General features: G+C 73.2%; 14 protein-coding genes. 5 read left to right on the forward strand and 9 right to left on the reverse strand.

The genetic code is table 11. The features are described 5' to 3' along the window. Positions 1–108: 108 nt before the first annotated feature. Positions 109–1,122: an ATP-binding cassette domain-containing protein gene (locus CBM981_RS02200; RefSeq protein WP_172820794.1), complete on the reverse strand. Its 1,014-nt coding sequence runs from the start codon at positions 1,120–1,122 to the stop codon at positions 109–111. A 69-nt stretch (positions 1,123–1,191) separates the two neighbouring features. Between CBM981_RS02200 and CBM981_RS02205 the strand changes: the two genes are divergently transcribed. Together CBM981_RS02205 and CBM981_RS02210 are read left to right on the forward strand one after the other, a co-directional pair. Continuing rightward, positions 1,192–2,832, forward strand: coding sequence for an NCS2 family permease (locus CBM981_RS02205; protein WP_225867480.1), 1,641 nt, complete (start codon positions 1,192–1,194; stop codon positions 2,830–2,832). A 39-nt stretch (positions 2,833–2,871) separates the two neighbouring features. Beyond that, on the forward strand, positions 2,872–3,807 hold the full coding sequence (locus tag CBM981_RS02210; RefSeq protein ID WP_225867481.1) for a carbon-nitrogen hydrolase family protein: 936 nt from the start codon (positions 2,872–2,874) through the stop codon (positions 3,805–3,807). Positions 3,808–3,817: 10 nt separating this feature from the next. Here the strand turns inward: CBM981_RS02210 and CBM981_RS02215 are convergent, their stop codons facing one another. Together CBM981_RS02215 and CBM981_RS02220 are read right to left on the reverse strand one after the other, a co-directional pair. Then, positions 3,818–4,948 carry a DUF819 family protein gene (locus CBM981_RS02215; protein WP_225867482.1) on the reverse strand — a complete coding sequence of 377 codons (1,131 nt, stop codon included), beginning with the start codon at positions 4,946–4,948 and terminating at the stop codon, positions 3,818–3,820. 13 nt (positions 4,949–4,961) lie between these two features. Beyond that, positions 4,962–6,350: a glutamine synthetase family protein gene (locus CBM981_RS02220; protein WP_087067076.1), complete on the reverse strand. Its 1,389-nt coding sequence runs from the start codon at positions 6,348–6,350 to the stop codon at positions 4,962–4,964. Between the two features lie 108 nt (positions 6,351–6,458). Between CBM981_RS02220 and CBM981_RS02225 the strand changes: the two genes are divergently transcribed. From CBM981_RS02225 to CBM981_RS02235, 3 genes are all read left to right on the forward strand, one after another. After that, positions 6,459–7,067 carry a cysteine hydrolase family protein gene (locus CBM981_RS02225; protein WP_087069123.1) on the forward strand — a complete coding sequence of 203 codons (609 nt, stop codon included), beginning with the start codon at positions 6,459–6,461 and terminating at the stop codon, positions 7,065–7,067. A 79-nt stretch (positions 7,068–7,146) separates the two neighbouring features. After that, the gene (locus tag CBM981_RS02230) at positions 7,147–7,857 is read left to right on the forward strand and encodes a DUF4079 domain-containing protein (RefSeq protein WP_087067077.1); all 711 of its coding nucleotides are present in this window, start codon (positions 7,147–7,149) and stop codon (positions 7,855–7,857) included. Between the two features lie 59 nt (positions 7,858–7,916). Continuing rightward, a complete protein-coding gene (locus tag CBM981_RS02235) occupies positions 7,917–10,028 on the forward strand; it encodes a glycosyltransferase (RefSeq protein ID WP_087067078.1) in 2,112 nt (703 codons plus the stop codon). Here the strand turns inward: CBM981_RS02235 and maeA are convergent. The 6 genes from maeA to CBM981_RS02260 form a co-directional block, all read right to left on the reverse strand. Beyond that, a complete protein-coding gene (gene maeA, locus CBM981_RS02240; RefSeq protein WP_087067079.1) occupies positions 9,944–12,526 on the reverse strand; it encodes an oxaloacetate-decarboxylating malate dehydrogenase in 2,583 nt (860 codons plus the stop codon). The genes CBM981_RS02235 and maeA overlap by 85 nt on opposite strands. Before the next feature lie 235 nt (positions 12,527–12,761). Beyond that, positions 12,762–13,349: a hypothetical protein gene (locus tag CBM981_RS02245; protein ID WP_087067080.1), complete on the reverse strand. Its 588-nt coding sequence runs from the start codon at positions 13,347–13,349 to the stop codon at positions 12,762–12,764. A gap of 9 nt (positions 13,350–13,358) precedes the next feature. Continuing rightward, positions 13,359–13,991, reverse strand: a complete 633-nt coding sequence (locus tag CBM981_RS02250) for a PCC domain-containing protein (protein ID WP_087067081.1) — start codon at positions 13,989–13,991, stop codon at positions 13,359–13,361. A 119-nt stretch (positions 13,992–14,110) separates the two neighbouring features. Then, entirely contained in the window at positions 14,111–14,419 is a 309-nt protein-coding gene (locus CBM981_RS15685) for a hypothetical protein (RefSeq protein WP_197686665.1), read from the reverse strand. A gap of 24 nt (positions 14,420–14,443) precedes the next feature. Next, positions 14,444–15,436 (reverse strand): isopenicillin N synthase family oxygenase, encoded by a 993-nt coding sequence (locus tag CBM981_RS02255; RefSeq protein ID WP_087067082.1) that lies wholly within the window; start codon positions 15,434–15,436, stop codon positions 14,444–14,446. Next, entirely contained in the window at positions 15,433–15,711 is a 279-nt protein-coding gene (locus tag CBM981_RS02260) for a DUF427 domain-containing protein (RefSeq protein WP_087067083.1), read from the reverse strand. Before CBM981_RS02260 ends, CBM981_RS02255 begins: the two co-directional genes overlap by 4 nt. Positions 15,712–15,841 lie beyond the last annotated feature (130 nt).

The raw sequence follows: 15,841 nt of genomic DNA on the forward strand, positions 1-15,841 counted from the left end.
AGGCGTACTGGGTTTCCAGCAGCACCCGGGCGATCCTCGCGGCCCTGGCGAGGCCGCGGCCGCCGGCTCCGGCTCTTGCCCTTAGGGAGCTTCTCAAGGGATGGCGGTTCATGGCGCGCCCTGGGCCTGGCGATCCTCCCGGCGGAACACCTCGCCGATCAGCTGCTCGATCGGCGGGTCGCTCACCTCCAGATCGCTCACGGCGAAGGCACTCAGCAGGGAGGCCACCCGTTCGGTGAGCTGCTCGCGGCGGATGCGCAGCCGCACGTGGTGGCCCTGGTGCTCATCCACCAGGCCGTAGGCCGCGAAGCTGCCGGCCGGCTGCAGCTCCTGCAGCTCCAGCCGCACCTCCCGGTGGGGGGCCAGCTCCTGGGTGAGGCGGGCCAGCGGACCATCGTGGAAGAGCTGGCCCTCATGGATCAGCAGCACCCGCTCGCAGAGCGCGGTGATGTCCCCCATGTAGTGGCTGGTGAGCAGCACCGTGGCGCCGGTGCGGCGGTTGTAGTCGGCCAGGAAGTCGCGCACCCGGGCCTGGGCGTTCACATCCAGCCCCAGGGTGGGTTCATCGAGGAAGAGCACCGCTGGCCGGTGGAGCAGGGCGGCCAGCAGTTCGGCCTTCATCCTCTGGCCGAGGGAGAGTTTGCGCACCGGCCGTTGCAGCTCCGGGCCCAGCTCGAGCATCTCGGCCAGCTCGCCGATGCGGCGCTCGGCCGTGGCCTCGTCGATGCCGTACACCGCCGCATTGACGCGGAAGGAGTCGAGGGCGGGCAGGTCCCAGATCAGCTGCTGGCGGTTGCCCATCACCAGGGTGATCTGCTGCAGGAACCGTTCACGGCGCTCGAAGGGCACGCAGTCCGCCACCCGCACCGAGCCGCCACTGGGATGGATCAGGCCGGTGAGCATCTTGAGGGTGGTGGTCTTGCCGGCGCCGTTGGGGCCGAGGAAGCCCACCATCTCGCCCGGCTCGATCGCGAAGCTCACCCCCTGCACGGCGCACACCTCGCGGTAGCGGCGCTGCAGCAGGTGCTGCAGGGTGCCCACCAGTCCGGGACGCTTTTCGGCCACCCGGTAGCGCTTGCTGAGCAGGCGCACGTCGATGATCGGCTTGGGGAGGATCGGCATCGGGTGACGGCCCACTCCCGGCGCCGGCTCTTCTGGCGGCATTCTGGGGGGGCGCCCCAGCCGGTTGTCATGGCCCCGATCAAGCCGCGCTGGTGGGTGAGGGGCGACTGGGACGGCCTGCTGGGCCTGCTCCTCGACAACCTGATCCAGATCCTGCTGATCCTGGCGCTGTGCCGCGGATTGCTGGGCTATCCGGATGCGCTGGTGTTCGGCACCATCCTGCCCGCCACCGGCCTCAGCCTGGTGGTGGGCAACCTGGCCTATGCCCGCCAGGCGTACCGCCTCGACCGGCTGGAGGGGCTGGCCACACGCACCGCCCTGCCCTACGGCATCAACACGGTGAGCCTGTTCGCCTACGTGTTCCTGGTGATGCTGCCGGTGAAGCTCTCCGGCCTCGCCGCCGGCCTGTCCGAGGCCCAGGCGGTGACCCTCTCCTGGCAGGCGGGGCTGATGGCCTGCCTGGGTTCGGGACTGATCGAAACGGGCGGCTCCTTCGTGGCCCAGGTGCTGCGCCGCTGGCTGCCCCGCGCCGCCCTGCTCTCCACCCTGGCGGGCATCGCCCTGGGCTACATCGCCCTCGGCTTCCTGCTGCGCACCTATGCCCAGCCCCTGGTGGGCCTGGCCGTGCTGGCGGTGATCCTGGTGGCGTATTTCGGCCGGCTGCGGCTGCCCCTGCCCGGCGGTCTGGTGGCGCTGCTGCTGGGCATGGTGCTGGCCTGGAGCAGCGGCCTGCTGCGGATCGAGCCGGCCGCCTGGAGCCTGGCCACAGCCCAGCTGGGCCTGCACCTGCCGGTGCCGCAGCTCGGGACGCTGTGGGCGGCCCGGGGGGAGCTGCTGCCCTGGCTTGGGGTGATCGTGCCGATGGGGCTGTTCAACGTGATCGGCTCCCTGCAGAACCTGGAGAGCGCCGAAGCCGCCGGCGACCGCTATCCGGTGCGGGAATCGCTGCTGATCAACGGGGTGGGCACCATGGCGGCGGCCCTGTTCGGCTCCTGCTTTCCCACCACCATCTACATCGGCCACCCCGGCTGGAAGGCGATGGGGGCGCGCCTCGGCTACTCCTGGGTGAACGGCCTGCTGATGGGCGCCGCCTGCCTCCTGGGGGCCTTCGGGGTGATCGGCCAGCTGGTGCCGATCGAGGCCGGCATGGCGATCGTGCTCTATCTCGGGGTAGTGATGGCGGCGCAGGCCTTCGAGGCCACGCCGCGCCGCCATGCGCCGGCGGTGGTGCTGGGGTTGCTGCCCGGTCTGGCGGGCTGGGGGGCGCTGATGCTCAAGGCAGGGCTGCGGGCCGGGGGGGCGGGCACGGCGGCCGTACCCTTCGGCCCGGCGCTGCTGGAGCCCCTGCAGCGGGCCGATGTGTGGGCCAGCGGCGCCTTCGCCCTGGAGCAGGGCCTGATCATCACGGCGATGCTGCTCTCGGCGCTGCTGGTGTACGTGATCGAGCAGCGCTTTCTGGCGGCCGCCCTCTGTGCCGCCACGGCGGCACTGGCGTCCTGGTTCGGGGTGATCCACGCCTGGCGCTTCGATCAGGCCGACACGGTGCTGCAGCTGGGCTGGGGCGTGGGCAGCCCCTGGGCGGCGGGCTATGGGGCCATGGCCCTGATCCTGCTGGCCAGTGCGGCCTGGCAGCGACGCCAGGGGTGTTGCCGCGGGGAGGCACCAGCACCACGGCTGACCAGCACCCCGACCGACGGGCACGGAAACTGATCCCCGTGGAGACTGAGCACGGATCGGCCCGGCTCCCTGGTGTTGCACTACTGCCTGCAGGCCTTGATACACCCGCGCCCGCCCGGGCCTGGAGCGGGCCTGCGGCTGGCGATCTGGCAGGGCACGGGCACGGCAGCCACGCCGGACGCTGTGCAGGAGAACCTGGAGCGGCTCGAGCAGGTGGCCGCGCTGGCCGCAGCGCAGCAGGCCCAGCTGCTGGCATTCCCGGAGCTGTATCTCAGCGGCTACATCGTGACGCCGGACCTGGCCCGGGCGCTGGCTGAGCCCCTCGACGGGCCGAGCCTGGGCCGCGTGGCGGCCGCGGCGCGGCGCCACGGTGTGGCGATCGCCTGCCCCTACCCGGAGCGGGCGCTGGTGGCGGGTGAGGAACGCTTCTTTGACGCCATCGCCCTGTTCGACCGGGACGGAACACTGCTGCGCAACTACCGCAAGACCCACCTGTGGGGTCCGGATGAGAAGCGCTGCTGGAGCCCGGGCTACCGCGTGGATGAAGAGGGGCCGGCCTTCACGGTGCACCAGGTGAACGGCTTTCCGGTGGGGCTGCTGAACTGCTACGAGGCCGAGTTCCCCGAGCTGAGCCGCCGCCTGGCCCTGGAGGGTGCTGGCCTGATCCTGATCCCCACGGCCGCCGATGCCTGGGCGATGCTCAGCACCGGCGAGCGCACTGACCGGCCCTACCCGGATGTGTCGCGCACCCTGATCCCGGCCAACGCGATCCAGAACCAGTGCTTCGTGGCCTATGCCAACCGCTGCGGCGAGGAGACCGTGAACGGCATGGCGATGGCGGCGTACCTGGGCAACAGCGTCGTGGCCGGCCCCCATGGCGACCTGCTGGTGGCCGCCCGGCCCCGGCCCACCCTGCTGCTGGCCGACTGCGTGCCTGGCGACTACGCACCCCTGCATCCGGCCGGAACCCGCTACCTGGACGACCGTCGCCCGGAGCTGTATGGATGAGGCCCGGCCCTCAGGAGGCCTGGGTGGCCGTCAGTACCGCCGCCATCGCCAGCCCCAGGTAGGTGCCCACCAGATACCCCAGCAGCCCGATCGCCACCCCCGGCAGTGCCAGATCGGGCCGGCGCAGGGCGCCGGCCAGGGCCAGGGCCGTGCTGGGTCCGCCCACCGCCGCCTGGCAACCCACCAGGCTGTCGGCCGCCGGCCAGCCCCGCCAGCGGCCGACCAGCAGCACGCAGGCGGCCTGGGTCGCCACCACGACGACGGCCAGCAGAAGCACCCAGCGCCCCTCCCCCAGCAGCCCCTGCACCGGCGAGCTGAGTCCGATCACGGTGAAGAACGGCTGGATCAGCAGCAGGCCGAGGGGATAGCTGAGGCGGGCCCGGGCCACGGCGGGCACCTGGGCCGCCACCAGCGCGATGGTGGTGAGCACCAGGATCCCGGGCACCCCGGCCCACCAGCGCTGCAGCACTCCGGTGGTGGCCTGGCTGAGCACCACGATCACCACCCCCCACAGGAGGGCAGCCCCGCCCGCCCGGCTGAGCAGGGCCCGCGGGTGGTCGTGGCCCGGATCCCAGCCGGTGTGGCTGCGGGCCTGCTCAGCCTCACCCGGCCCCTGTCCCCGCCCCAGGGCCAGGGAGATCAGAAACCACACGCTGAACACCACGTGATCGGCGGCGGTGGCGATCAGCACCAGGCTCTCGGGGGGCCGCAACGTGCGGGCCACCGACACGAAGTTGAGGCTGCCGCCGCTGAAGGTGGCGGTGAACAGGCCGCTCAGGGCGGCCAGATCGCTGCCGAGCACCCCCCGCAGCAGCAGCCCCCCCAGGGCGGTGCCGGCCACGGCACCCAGCACCGCCACGGCGAAGGGGCCCAGCAGCCGCTGGGCGCCCGGCCACACCCGCCGCAGATCCACCGCCAGCAGCAGCAGGGCGATCGCCAGGGAGGTGAGCGGCCCGTTCACCACGGCCTCGGCGGCGGGATCCGGCCGCCAGCCCAGCAGGTTGGTGGCCAGCAGCCCCAGGAACAGCACCAGCAGGGTCATCCCCAGCTGGCGGCCGATGGGGGTGCGCTCCGCCAGCCACCAGCCCGCCACCGTGAGCAGGCCGATCAGCAGCAGCGACGGAACCAGCGACAGAACCATGGCGGCGCCGGGCCTACAGGCCCCCCACGATGGGCCACCAGCGGCTGGCCGCCAGCAGGGCGTCATCGCTGAGGTTGTGGGCCCGGCGGATCTCCGCCTGCTGCGCATCGAGCAGGGAACCGTGCAGCGCTTCCCCCAGGGCGCAGCGCAGCAGGGTGCTGGCGGCGAAGGCCTGGCTGGCCTCCGCCAGCGTGGCGGGCAGCCGTGGCGCCTCCTCCTCCTCCAGCACGCTCGGATCGCCCGCCACGGGCTCCGGCAGCGCTGTGGCGGCTGCCGCGAGCTCCCCGGCGGGCCGGGTCAGGCTCTCGGCCACCACGGCCTGGAGGGCGCCCAGCAGCAGGTAGGGATTGGCGGTGAGGTCGGCCACCTTGAGCTCCAGGTGGGCCTCCGCCCCATCCGCCGCCGCGGGCACCAGGCGCACGGCGGCCTCACGGTTTTCGATGCCCCAGGCCTGGAACGGAGCCGACCAGCTGCCCGGCGCCAGCCGCCGGTATGACACGGCGCTGTTGCAGGCCAGCGGCAGCAGGGCCGGCAGGTGCTGCAGCAGCCCGGCCACCACGGCGGCGCCGCCGGGCTGCAGCCCGCCCGGGCCCTCTCCGTCCTGCAGCAGCGCCGCCCCGCCCTGGCGCACGCTCAGATGCACGTGGCCGCCATTGCCCACCAGAGCGGCGAAGGGTTTGGGGCTGAAGCTGCAGCGCCAGCCGAAGCGGCGGCTCACCCGCTGGATCAGCAGCTTGGCCAGCACCAGCCGGTCGGCGGCCTGCAGCGGCGACGCCGGCGCTAGCGACAGTTCGAACTGGCCGCGGCCGTATTCGGGGTGCAGCTGCTGCCAGGGCAGCCCGGCGGCGTCACAGGCGTCGGTGAGGGCGGCGGCGTAGTCGAGGCCCTCCACCAGCCGGTCGGCGCCGTACGGACCACCCGCCAGCGCCGGCTGCGGCCCGTCCTGGCCTGGCTCCTCCCCCCCCACCACCATCCACTCCAGCTCGAAGCCGGCCTGCAGGACGAGGCCAGCGCCGGCCAGCTCGTGCTGCTGACGGGAGCAGAACCCGCGCTGGTCGCCGTCGTAGAGGCCGCCATCGCGGTGGTGCCGCGTTCCCGCTGCCCAGGCCCAGCCGCTGGCGGCCTCCAGGGGGGCGAGGCTGGCGGGGTCGGCCCGCAGCCGCAGGTCGCCATCGGGGCGGGCCAGCCGGTGCTGGGGATCGATGGCGCCGTCGCTGCGGAAGGCGTCGGACACCGGCGAGAAGCCCACCCCCAGCTTCACCGCACTGGCCAGGGCCCCGACCGGCACCACTTTCACCAGCACGGCACCGGCGTGGTTCACCCAGGTGACCGCCAGGCGCTTCACCCCCCGCCGGCGCAGCTGTGCCTCCAGCTCGGCCAGGGGATCGGGGGCGGTGACCATGGCGGCGAGGCAGGGCTGGCTTCAGGATGGCCAGCGGGCCGCCGTCTGTCCCCCCTGTTCCCCCCGCCCCCCACGGATCATCCGGCCATAAACCCGGGGCTGAGCCCGCTGGATCCGGCGCGCACGGCGCTGCTGCTGGTGGATCTGCAGGAGGGCACCTGTGGCCGTGCCCAGCCCCGCCCCCGGCCGGGCTTCGACGCCGTGTTCTCCCGTCAGACGCTGCCGGCGGCCCAGCGGGCCCTGGCCCTGGCCCGCGCCCATGGCCTGGAGGTGATCCACACCATGATCGCCGACCTCACCGCCGACGGCCGCGACCGCAGCGCCGACTACAAACGCTGCGGCATGGGCTTTGCTCCCGGCTCCCCGGCCAGCCGCGTGATCCCGCCGCTGGCGCCCGTGGGCGATGAGCTGGTGCTGCCCAAGAGCTCCTCGTCGCCGTTCAGTTCCACCCCGCTCGACTACCTGCTGCGCAACATCGGCATCGACACGCTGGTGGTGATCGGGCTGCTCACGGACCAGTGCATCGACCACACCGTCAAGGACGGCGCCGACCGCGGCTACCGGATGGTGTGCCTCACCGATGCCTGCATGGCGGAGAGCCTGGAGCGGCACGATCAGGCGCTGGCCTGCTTCCGGGGCTATGCCGCCCAGATGCCGGTGGCGGAGTTCGAGATCTGGCTGGCGCCGGCGCCGGGTGTGGGAGGCGGTGCGGCCTGAGCCCTTCGGTGCAATCCGAAATCGCTTCTAGCCTGTAGTTCACGAGCAACGCCGGGCATCTCCCGGCCGCACGAAGCGCATGACCACCACCGATTGGCTCTGGGTTCTCCATCCCGCCCTTGCGGTGGTGCTGGTGTACCCCCTGCTCGGCATGGTGCTGCGCCTGGCCAGCCAGACCCGGCAGCGGCGCGTGCAGAAGGCCAAGCTGCCGCCCACCGTGGGGGTGGAGCACGCCGATCTGGGCCGCTGGCTGGCGGCGGCCGTGGTGGCCATCGAACTGATCGCCATCGCCGTGGTGATCACCACCAAGACCCCTTCGGAGCTCAGTGCCGGGCGGGCGGGGCTGCTGCTGCTGGTGCTGGCGGGCACGGTGGCGGCGCTGGTGGCCCTGTGGCGTTCCCGCCAGGCGGTGTACCGCGCCTCCTTCGCCCTGCTCTGCTGGGCCGGCGTCATCGGGCTGGGCCTGCAGCCGGAGGTGTGGCGCCTCAGCGACAACCCCCTCGATCCGGCCTTCTGGCAGTCGCACTTCTGGGGCGGCATCGGCCTCACCGGACTGATGCTGTTCTCCGTGGCGGCGCGGCCGGAGATCCTCCGGCAGCTGCGCTGGCGCCGGCTCCACATCAGCGCCAACATCCTCGCCGCGCTTCTCTTCCTGGCCCAGGGCATCAGCGGCCCCCGCGATCTGCTGGAGATTCCGCTGAGCTGGCAGAAGCCGGCCGTGTACGCCTGCGACTTCGCCAACCAGGTGTGCCCGCCTCCGGCGCCCCCGGCTGCTCCCGCCCAGCCGTGACCGCCGCCCGACACCCACGCACCGACACGGGTGCGCGCTGATCCCTCCCGTGCTCACTGATGCGGCTTCCCTGGGCAGTGTGGCTGCTGGCTCTGCTGGCCGCGCGCTATCTCCACTGGCGACTGTCGAGCACCCTGGTGCTGGACGGTCCGCTCCACGCCGGGCTGAGCCTGCTGGTGCTGCTCGCCGAGGTGTGGCTGCTGGCCCACAGCTTCCTGCAGCTGCTGTTCAGCCTCGCCCCCGACCCCGGCATCGGCGCGCGGGTGGAGCGGGCCGCGCAGACCCTGGCGCCATCGCCGCAGCCCGGCAGCCTGCCCTGGGTGGACGTGCTGGTGCCCACCTACGGCGAACCCGCGGAGGTGGTGGAGCGCTGTCTGCGCGGCTGCCTGAGCCTCGACTATCCCCACACCACGGTGTGGCTGCTCGATGATGCGGCCAGGCCCGAGCTGGAGGCGCTGTGCCGGCTGCTGGGCTGCCGCTACAGCGCCCGCACCGACCGCCGCCACGCCAAGGCCGGCAACCTCAACCACGTGCTCCCCCGGCTGCACGGCGATCTGATCGCCGTGTTCGATGCCGACGTGGTGCCGCTCCGCACCTTTCTGCGCCGCAGCGTGGGCCTGTTCGCCGAGGCGCAGGTGGGGCTGGTGCAGACACCCCAGACCTACATGAACGCCGATCCGGTGATGCGCAACCTGCGGCTGGAGCGCTGGCTGATGCCCGATGAGGAGAGCTTCTACCGCTGGATCGAACCGGTGCGGCAGGGGGTGGGGGCGGTGGTGTGCGCCGGCACCTCCTTCCTGGTGCGGCGCTCCGCCCTGCAGGCCGTGGGGGGCTTCGACACCGCCACCTCCTCCGAAGACCTCGCCACCGGCATCCGCCTCGCCGCCGCGGGCTGGGAGTGCCTGTTCGTACCGGAGAAGCTCAGCGCCGGCCTGGCACCCCTCACGGTCGCGGCCATGGCCCGGCAGCGCTGCCGCTGGGCCAGCGGCACCCTCCAGACCCTGCGCAGCGGCGCCAATCCCCTCACCATCCCCGGCCTCACCCCGCTCCAGCGCCTCGCCTTCCTGGAGGGGATCCTGCACTGGTTCAACGCCCTGCCCCAGCTGCTGCTGGCCTTGATGCCCCTCGCCATCGGCCTGCTGGGCGTGCTGCCGCTGCAGGTCACCATGGCCGGCCTGCTGCGCTACGCCCTGCCCTTCTACGCCGCCCAGCTGCTGCTGGCGCGCTGGTTCAGCGGCCAGGCCCGCACGGGGCTGCTGCCCGAGCTCTACCGCTGGACCTTCCTCCTGCCCCTCGTGGCCACCATCGCCCGCTGGCTGTGCCGCCGTCCGGCCCATTTCCAGGTGACCCCCAAGGGCCTGGCCCAGGGCCGCGTGGTGGGAGCCGACCCACGCCTCTGGGCCCCGTTGCTGGCCCTGCTGGTGGTGCAGCTGGTGGCGCTGCTCAACCTGCTGGGCCTCTCCCGCGACCCCAGCCTGCCCCCCCTCGATCCGATCACCCCCGCCAGCTTCGGCCTCGGCCTGGCCTGGAGCGGCCTCAACGCCCTGCTGCTGGCTCTGGCCCTGCGCAGCTGCTGGGACCGGGAGCGGCGCAGCGCGCTGCCCTGGTTCTCGGTGCAGGCCTCCGCCCTGCTGAACGGCCTGCCGTGCCGGCTGAGCGCCATCAGCGAGGACGGTGTGGAGCTGACCCTGCCGGGGGCCTCCCCCCTGCCGGGGGCCGTCCTCCTGCCGGGAGCTGGTGCTGCCTTGCGCTGGTCAGCCCTGGGCGGGTCCGGCGCTGAACCTGCCGCTCCGGCTGACCGTGCCGCTCCGGCGCCGGACTGGCCGCTGCGGCTGGTGGCGCGGCGTGGATCCCGGCTGGGGTGCGAGTGGGGAACGCTGACGGCGGGCCAGCGGGAATGGCTGCAGCAGCAGCTCTACCGCCAACCCGGCCTGTGGCCGCAGCGCCGCGCTCCCCTGGAGCCCCTGGCGTTGCTGGTGCTGCTGGGGCGCCTTTTCCAGCCGGTTCCGGCCGACGACTGGTTCCGGCGCAGCCTGCTGCCGATCCGGCTGGGGGGCCTGCCGCATCGCTCCGGGGCCGCCTCGCCTCAACCGCCGCTGACCCTGCTGCCGCCCACCCCGCTGTCCCCGGCACCCTCCCCCCAACCCTCGGCGCCAGGCGTGTCGCCGTAGCGCGCCTGCCACTGGGCCCGGTCCAGGCACCGCAGGGCCTCTTCGGGCGTGGTGGCCAGCCCGGCCAGGCCCTCCGCCACGGCGGTGATGGCCACCGCCTCCGCCACCGCCCGCGACACGGCACGCACCTGGTGCAGGGCGGGCATGAGCGGGGCGTCCGGATCCAGCGCCGCGGGGATGGCTGCGGAGAGGGCCTCGAGGGCGGCATCGATCATCGCTTCACTCACCCGGCTCGCCCCCACCGCCACGGAGGCGAAGCCGAGGCCGGGATAGAGGAAGCAGTTGTTGCATTGGCCGATCACCCGCTCCTGCCCCTGCCAGGGCACCGGCGCGAACGGGCTGCCGGTGGCCACCAGGGCGCGGCCGCCGCTCCAGGCCAGCAGATCGGCCGGGGTGGCTTCCGCCAGGGCCGTGGGGTTGGAGAGCGGCAGGATCAGGGGCCGCGGGCAGCCTGCCGCCATCGTTTCCACCACCGCCTGGCTGAAGGCGCCGGCCACGGTGGAGGTGCCGATCAGCACGGTGGGGCGCACCTGGCGCACCACCTCCAGCAGGCCGATGCGGCCGTCGCCGTCGCGGCCGTAGCCGTCGGCTTCCCCGGCGGGCCGGGCCAGGCCGGCGGGCGCACCGGTGAGGCCCGGCTGGCCCGCCACGATGAGGCCCTGGCGGTCGAGGGCCCACAGCCGTTGCCTGGCCTGGTCGGGGCTGAGACCGGCGGCCTGCAGCAGCCGCAGCAACCGCTCGGCGATGCCGCAGCCGGCGGTGCCCGCCCCGAAGATCACGATGCGCTGCTCCGACAGCCCGGTGCCCAGACCGCGGCAGGCCGCCAGCACCGCGGCGGCGGCCACGCCGCTGGTGCCCTGGATGTCGTCGTTGAAGCTCGGTGCCCGGTCGCGGTAGCGGTCCAGCACCCGGCGGGCCTGGCCCTTGCCGAAGTCTTCCCAGTGCAGGAACACGCCGGGAAACACCTGCTGGGCCGCCGCCACGACGGCGTCGAGAAAGCGGTCGTAGGCCTCGCCGCGCAGGCGGGGCTGGCGGCGGCCCGGATAGAGCGGGTCGGCCAGCAGCTGGGGGTTGTCGGTGCCCACATCGAGCACCACGGCCAGCGCCCGGCTGGGGTGGAGCCCGCTGCAGAGCGTGTACACCGCCAGCTTGCCCTGGCAGATGTGGATGCCGCCCACGCCCTGGTCGCCCAGCCCCAGGATCCCCTCGGCGTCGGTGATCAGCAGCAGCTCCACCGGCCCCTCGGCCGCCTGGCGCAGCAGCTGCGGCAGCCGCTGCTCCTGCTCCGGCGTGAGAAACACGCCCAGGTCCGGGGGCTGATGGGCGTGGCTGTAGCCCTGGATCACCCGGCCCACGGTGGGGGTGTACACCACGGGCAGGGCGGCCTCGATGTGCTGCTGCAGGAAGGCGTGAAAGAGGGTGCGGTTGCTGCGGCGCAGCCGGTCCAGATACACGAAGCGCTCCTGATCCCCCTGCAGGGCCTGGAATCCCTGCCACACCCGCTCCACCTGCTGCGCGAGCGTCTCCACCGCGGCCGGCAGCAGGGCCTCCATCCCGAGCCGTTGGCGTTCTTCGGGGGAGAAGGCCGTGTCCCTGTTGTGGCGCGGGTCGGCGAGCAGGGCGCTGCCGTGCGGCCGCAGGAAGCGCTCGCCATCCGGGCTGGCCTCCACGCGCACGCGGTAGTGCAGGTGGGAGCCCACACCGGTGCCCCGGTAGTGCCCGCTCACCGGGGCCGCCAGCCGGTGATCCGCCGCCGCCACCAGGGTCACGTGGCCATCGGCCACCGCCAGGCCGAGGCTGGGGTCGTAGGCCCGCCAGCCGCCGCCCGGCAGCCACACCTCCGCCCAGGCGTGCAGCTCGTGCTCGCTCACCTCGGGGGGGTGGTGCATCGAGTAGCCGCTCACGAAACGGGCCGCCAGGCCCAGGCTGCGGCAGGCCGCCACGTAGAGCATCGCCGTGTCGCGGCAGGCGCCGCGGCGCTGGGCCAGGGTTTCCGCCGGCTGCAGCGGTTCGCCGTCGAAACGGCCCACGTGGTCGAACGTGTGGTGGATCCGATCGGCCATCAGCAGCAGCAGATCGGTGGTGAGGTGCCCCGCCTCGGCGGCCAGCTCCGCTGCCCAGGCCGCCACGCTGGGCTCGGCGTCACCGAGGAAGGGCGCCAGGGCCTGGGCCGTGGCGGGCGCGTACCGCAGCGGAAGCCCCTGGGCGGCCCGGTCGGTGAGGATCCAGGCAAAGGGGTTGTCGCGCAGGGTTTCCACCACCGCTGTGGTGTGGATCCAGAGCTCCTGCCGCAGGCCGGTGAACCAGATCTCGGTGGTGTCGCCACCCCCGGGCTCCTCCACCGCGGTGCTGCCGGCGGCGGGTTCGCGCACCGTGAGGCTGTGGCTCAGCAGCCGCTGGGAGGTGCTCTGACGGGGTGTGAGCCGCAGGGTGTGCGGCTCCAGAAACACCGGCTTCTCGTAGTGGTAGTGGAGCGTGTGGTGGATCCGGAAGAACATCGGGTCTGTCTCAGGCACCCGGGCCGGATCCGCCCGGTCGGTCGTGACCGTCGCAGCCGCCAAGGGAACGGAACATCAAACCACCGCCGGGCGCCACCGCCGCCGGCGGCCGCCCACCAGGGAGAGAAAGACGTCCTGAAGGGGATGGCGCTGCATGGCGGGCGCAGGCTGGGCTTGCCGTCACGCTATGGCAGGGGTGTGGTGGGCAGCGGTCTCCACGACGGGGTCTCCGGGTTCAGGCCGGTGGGTGCAGCACGATCTGGCAGCGCAGCACGGCCAGCGCATCGTCCGGCAGCCCCAGGAAGGCATCCAGCACCCCATCGCCGCTGGCCGGCACCTCGGCCACCCCCGCCAGCACGGCGTGGCCATCCGGGCCGACCGGCATTCCCGCGTCCCTGTGGCGCCTGCCGCTCACCGAGCCCGTGCTCAAGAGAGTGTCCACCTGGAGGGCGCCGGGGCGGTATCTGCCGAACAGGCTGCAATGGAAGCGGGCCCGGAAGCGGAGCTCCATGGCGCCGGTGGCCGTATCCAGCTGGCCCGCCAGTTCCAGGGGCTCGATGGCGATGCGCACGCCGGGCGGGATCGGCACGCCCAGCACCCGTGTGGTGCGCCAGCTCAGATCCGGAATGGCCAGGGCGGCTGGATCGAAACGCACCGGCCGGGGCCCGGGGGGCCCTGCCGACCCGTGCGGCACGGAGCCGGTGCCGCCGCCGCCGCTGGCGTCGTAGCGGAAGCGGGGGTAGCGCCCGATCGCCAGGCCGCAGCCCCTGCCAGTGGTGAGGCGCAGAACGGCGGGCGGGGTGGGGGCGGAGTCGTCGGCCATGGGATGGCCCTAGAGCAACCGCAGGCTGTCCAGCTGGCCCTGGGCATGGAGCTCCGCCAGGGCGTCGTAGCCGCCGATGAAGCTGCCGTCGATGAACACCTGGGGCACGCTGCCGGGCTGGCTGGGCTCGCTGACCACATGGGGGATGCCGAGGGTGTGCAGCATCCGCAGGGCCCGGGCCGAGAACGGACAGCCCGGCAGCACCGCGATCGCCACCCGAGGCTCCTGGGACGACGGCGGCTGCGGCCGGGGCGGTGGTGCCTCGAGGGCAGGCTGGCTGAGCCCGGCCGCCTCCGGGCCCAGCTGGATCGGCTCGGGGTCGAACAGTCCCACCAGCAGGTCTGCCCCCCTGAGCACCAGGGTGCCCGGCTCGAGGTGCCCTCCCCACACCTGGCAGGCGTCGTCGGAGAAGCTCAGGTGCAGGTGCACCCCGCCGGCCGCGAGGGTGCCCTGCAGCGTGATGATCTCCAGCTCACCGGCCAGCACGGTGGGCGCGGCCTTGCCCGGACACTGAAAGGCCGCCTGGGAGAGGTTGCCCACCACGCTGAGCACGAAGCCCGAGCCCCCTTCCTGGGCCGCCACCTGCTCGAGCGCCTTGCGCACGTCGGTGCCGGGTTCGAGGTGGAGGGCCAGACAGCGCATCGGCAGGAAGGATGATGGGGGCTGGAGAGCTCCGCAAACCTATCGCCCTCCCCCATCGGCCTCCCCCGCCGCTGCTCAGGCCCGGCATCAGCCATGGCGTTCTCCGGCCGGCACGGCCTTCAGAGGCTTCGCCCGGGGGGTGCGGCCTGGAACGGGCTCTGGGGCGGCGACGGCGGCGCGGGAACGGGGGGCAGGCCCCGTGGTGGACGGCGGCTGAACTCCAGCGCCGAGAGCCCCGCCCCGATGGCCAGCAGGCCCAGCACCAGACACCAGCCGCGGCGCCTGCTTCGTCCGCCAGGGACTCTCCCGCGCCGGATGCGCCGCTCGGCCTGCAGCCCAAGCGGGCGGCCGCAGCGCCCGCACACATAGCGCCCGGCGAGGCTGCGGTCGGATTTCACCGACCAGCTACCGCAGCTGGGGCAGGCCATCGGCGGGATGCGGCAACGGGGTTCTCAGCATGCCGAACCGGTCAGGTTGATGCGGTGCAGCACGGCCTCGAGGGCGTCGGCGGCGAGTTCAGCTCCAAAGCGCTGGGGGTGGGCGGCACCGCAGCAGCTCGGGAAGGGCTGCAGCACGGTGGAGGGTCGCGGATGGCAGAACTGCACCACGCTGAGCCGACCGCCGCGGCTGCCGGGTTCGGCCTTCACCCGGTGCCAGCCGCTGGGGATCAGCCCGTTGCTGAGCCGCTCCAGCATCAGCCCCGTGTTGAGGATCACGTGCCCGTCAGGCGGGCAGGCCTTCACCCAGCGCTCCCCCACCCGCACCTCGAGGCCCGGGGCGGTGGCGCGGGGCAGGGCGGTGATCAGGTTGATGTCGGCGTGGGCCGCCGCCCACACGTGGCCCTCCGCCGGCGCCTCATGGATCGGCGGGTAATGCACCGCCCGGGTGAGGGTCGGCGCCTCCTCGACCATGGCATCGAAGAGGGTGTCATGCACGCCCAGGCCCACGGCGATCACCCGCAGAAATCGCCGCTGCAGATCGGCGATGGCCCGGTGGAAGGCCGTGAGCACGGCGGTGATGCCGGGCACGGCCGCTTCGGGCAGCAGCTGCTCCGGATACAGCACGGGAAAGCGGCGGCGCAGGGGGTGGCCCGCCGGCAGGGGCTCCGCCCAGTTGAGCATCTCCTTCCAGTCGGCCAGGGCGGCCCCGGCGGCGGTTTCCACCAGGTGGCCGGTGTAGCCCGTCTGCCCGCAGGCCCCTGGGGCCACGCAGGCCTGCTTGCGCTCCTGGGGCAGCTGGAAGAACTGCTCCAGCAGGCCGTAGGCCTCATCCAGCAGAGCGCTGGGTAGGTCGTGGCTGGTGGTCACGAAGCCGGTGGCCAGACTGCGCCGCACCCCATCGACCACGGCGGCCCGGGCGGCCCGGTCGCCCCGCTCGAAGCGCAGCAGATCCACATCGAGCACGGCCGGTTCGTCGGCATGGTCCAGCCCAGCGGCCGGGCTCATTGCACCGTCACCCCCTTCCAGAAGGCCACCCGGCCCTGGATCTGGCGGGCGGCGTCCTTGGGCTCGGGGTAAAACCAGGCGGCATTGGCGTTCACGGCTCCGTCCACCACCACGTCGTAGTAGTGGGCCTCGCCCTTCCAGCCGCAGACGCTGCGGTGGGCCGAGGGGCGCACGTGGCTCGGATCGAGGGCGTCGGGGGGGAAGTAGGCGTTGCCTTCCACCATCACGATGTCGTCGCTGCTGGCGATCACCGCCCCGTTCCAGCTGGCTTGCATGGGCCTGCTCCGCTTCTGCACCTGGCGGCCATCCTGGCGCCTGCCGGCCCCGGGCCGGGGGACCGGTGCGGGCCACTAGGTGCTGTTGCTCTTGCCAAAGCCGGTTCTCTCCAGTTCAGTGGGTCCGACG

It is taken from the genome of Cyanobium sp. NIES-981 (assembly GCF_900088535.1).
GTDB lineage: Bacteria > Cyanobacteriota > Cyanobacteriia > PCC-6307 > Cyanobiaceae > NIES-981.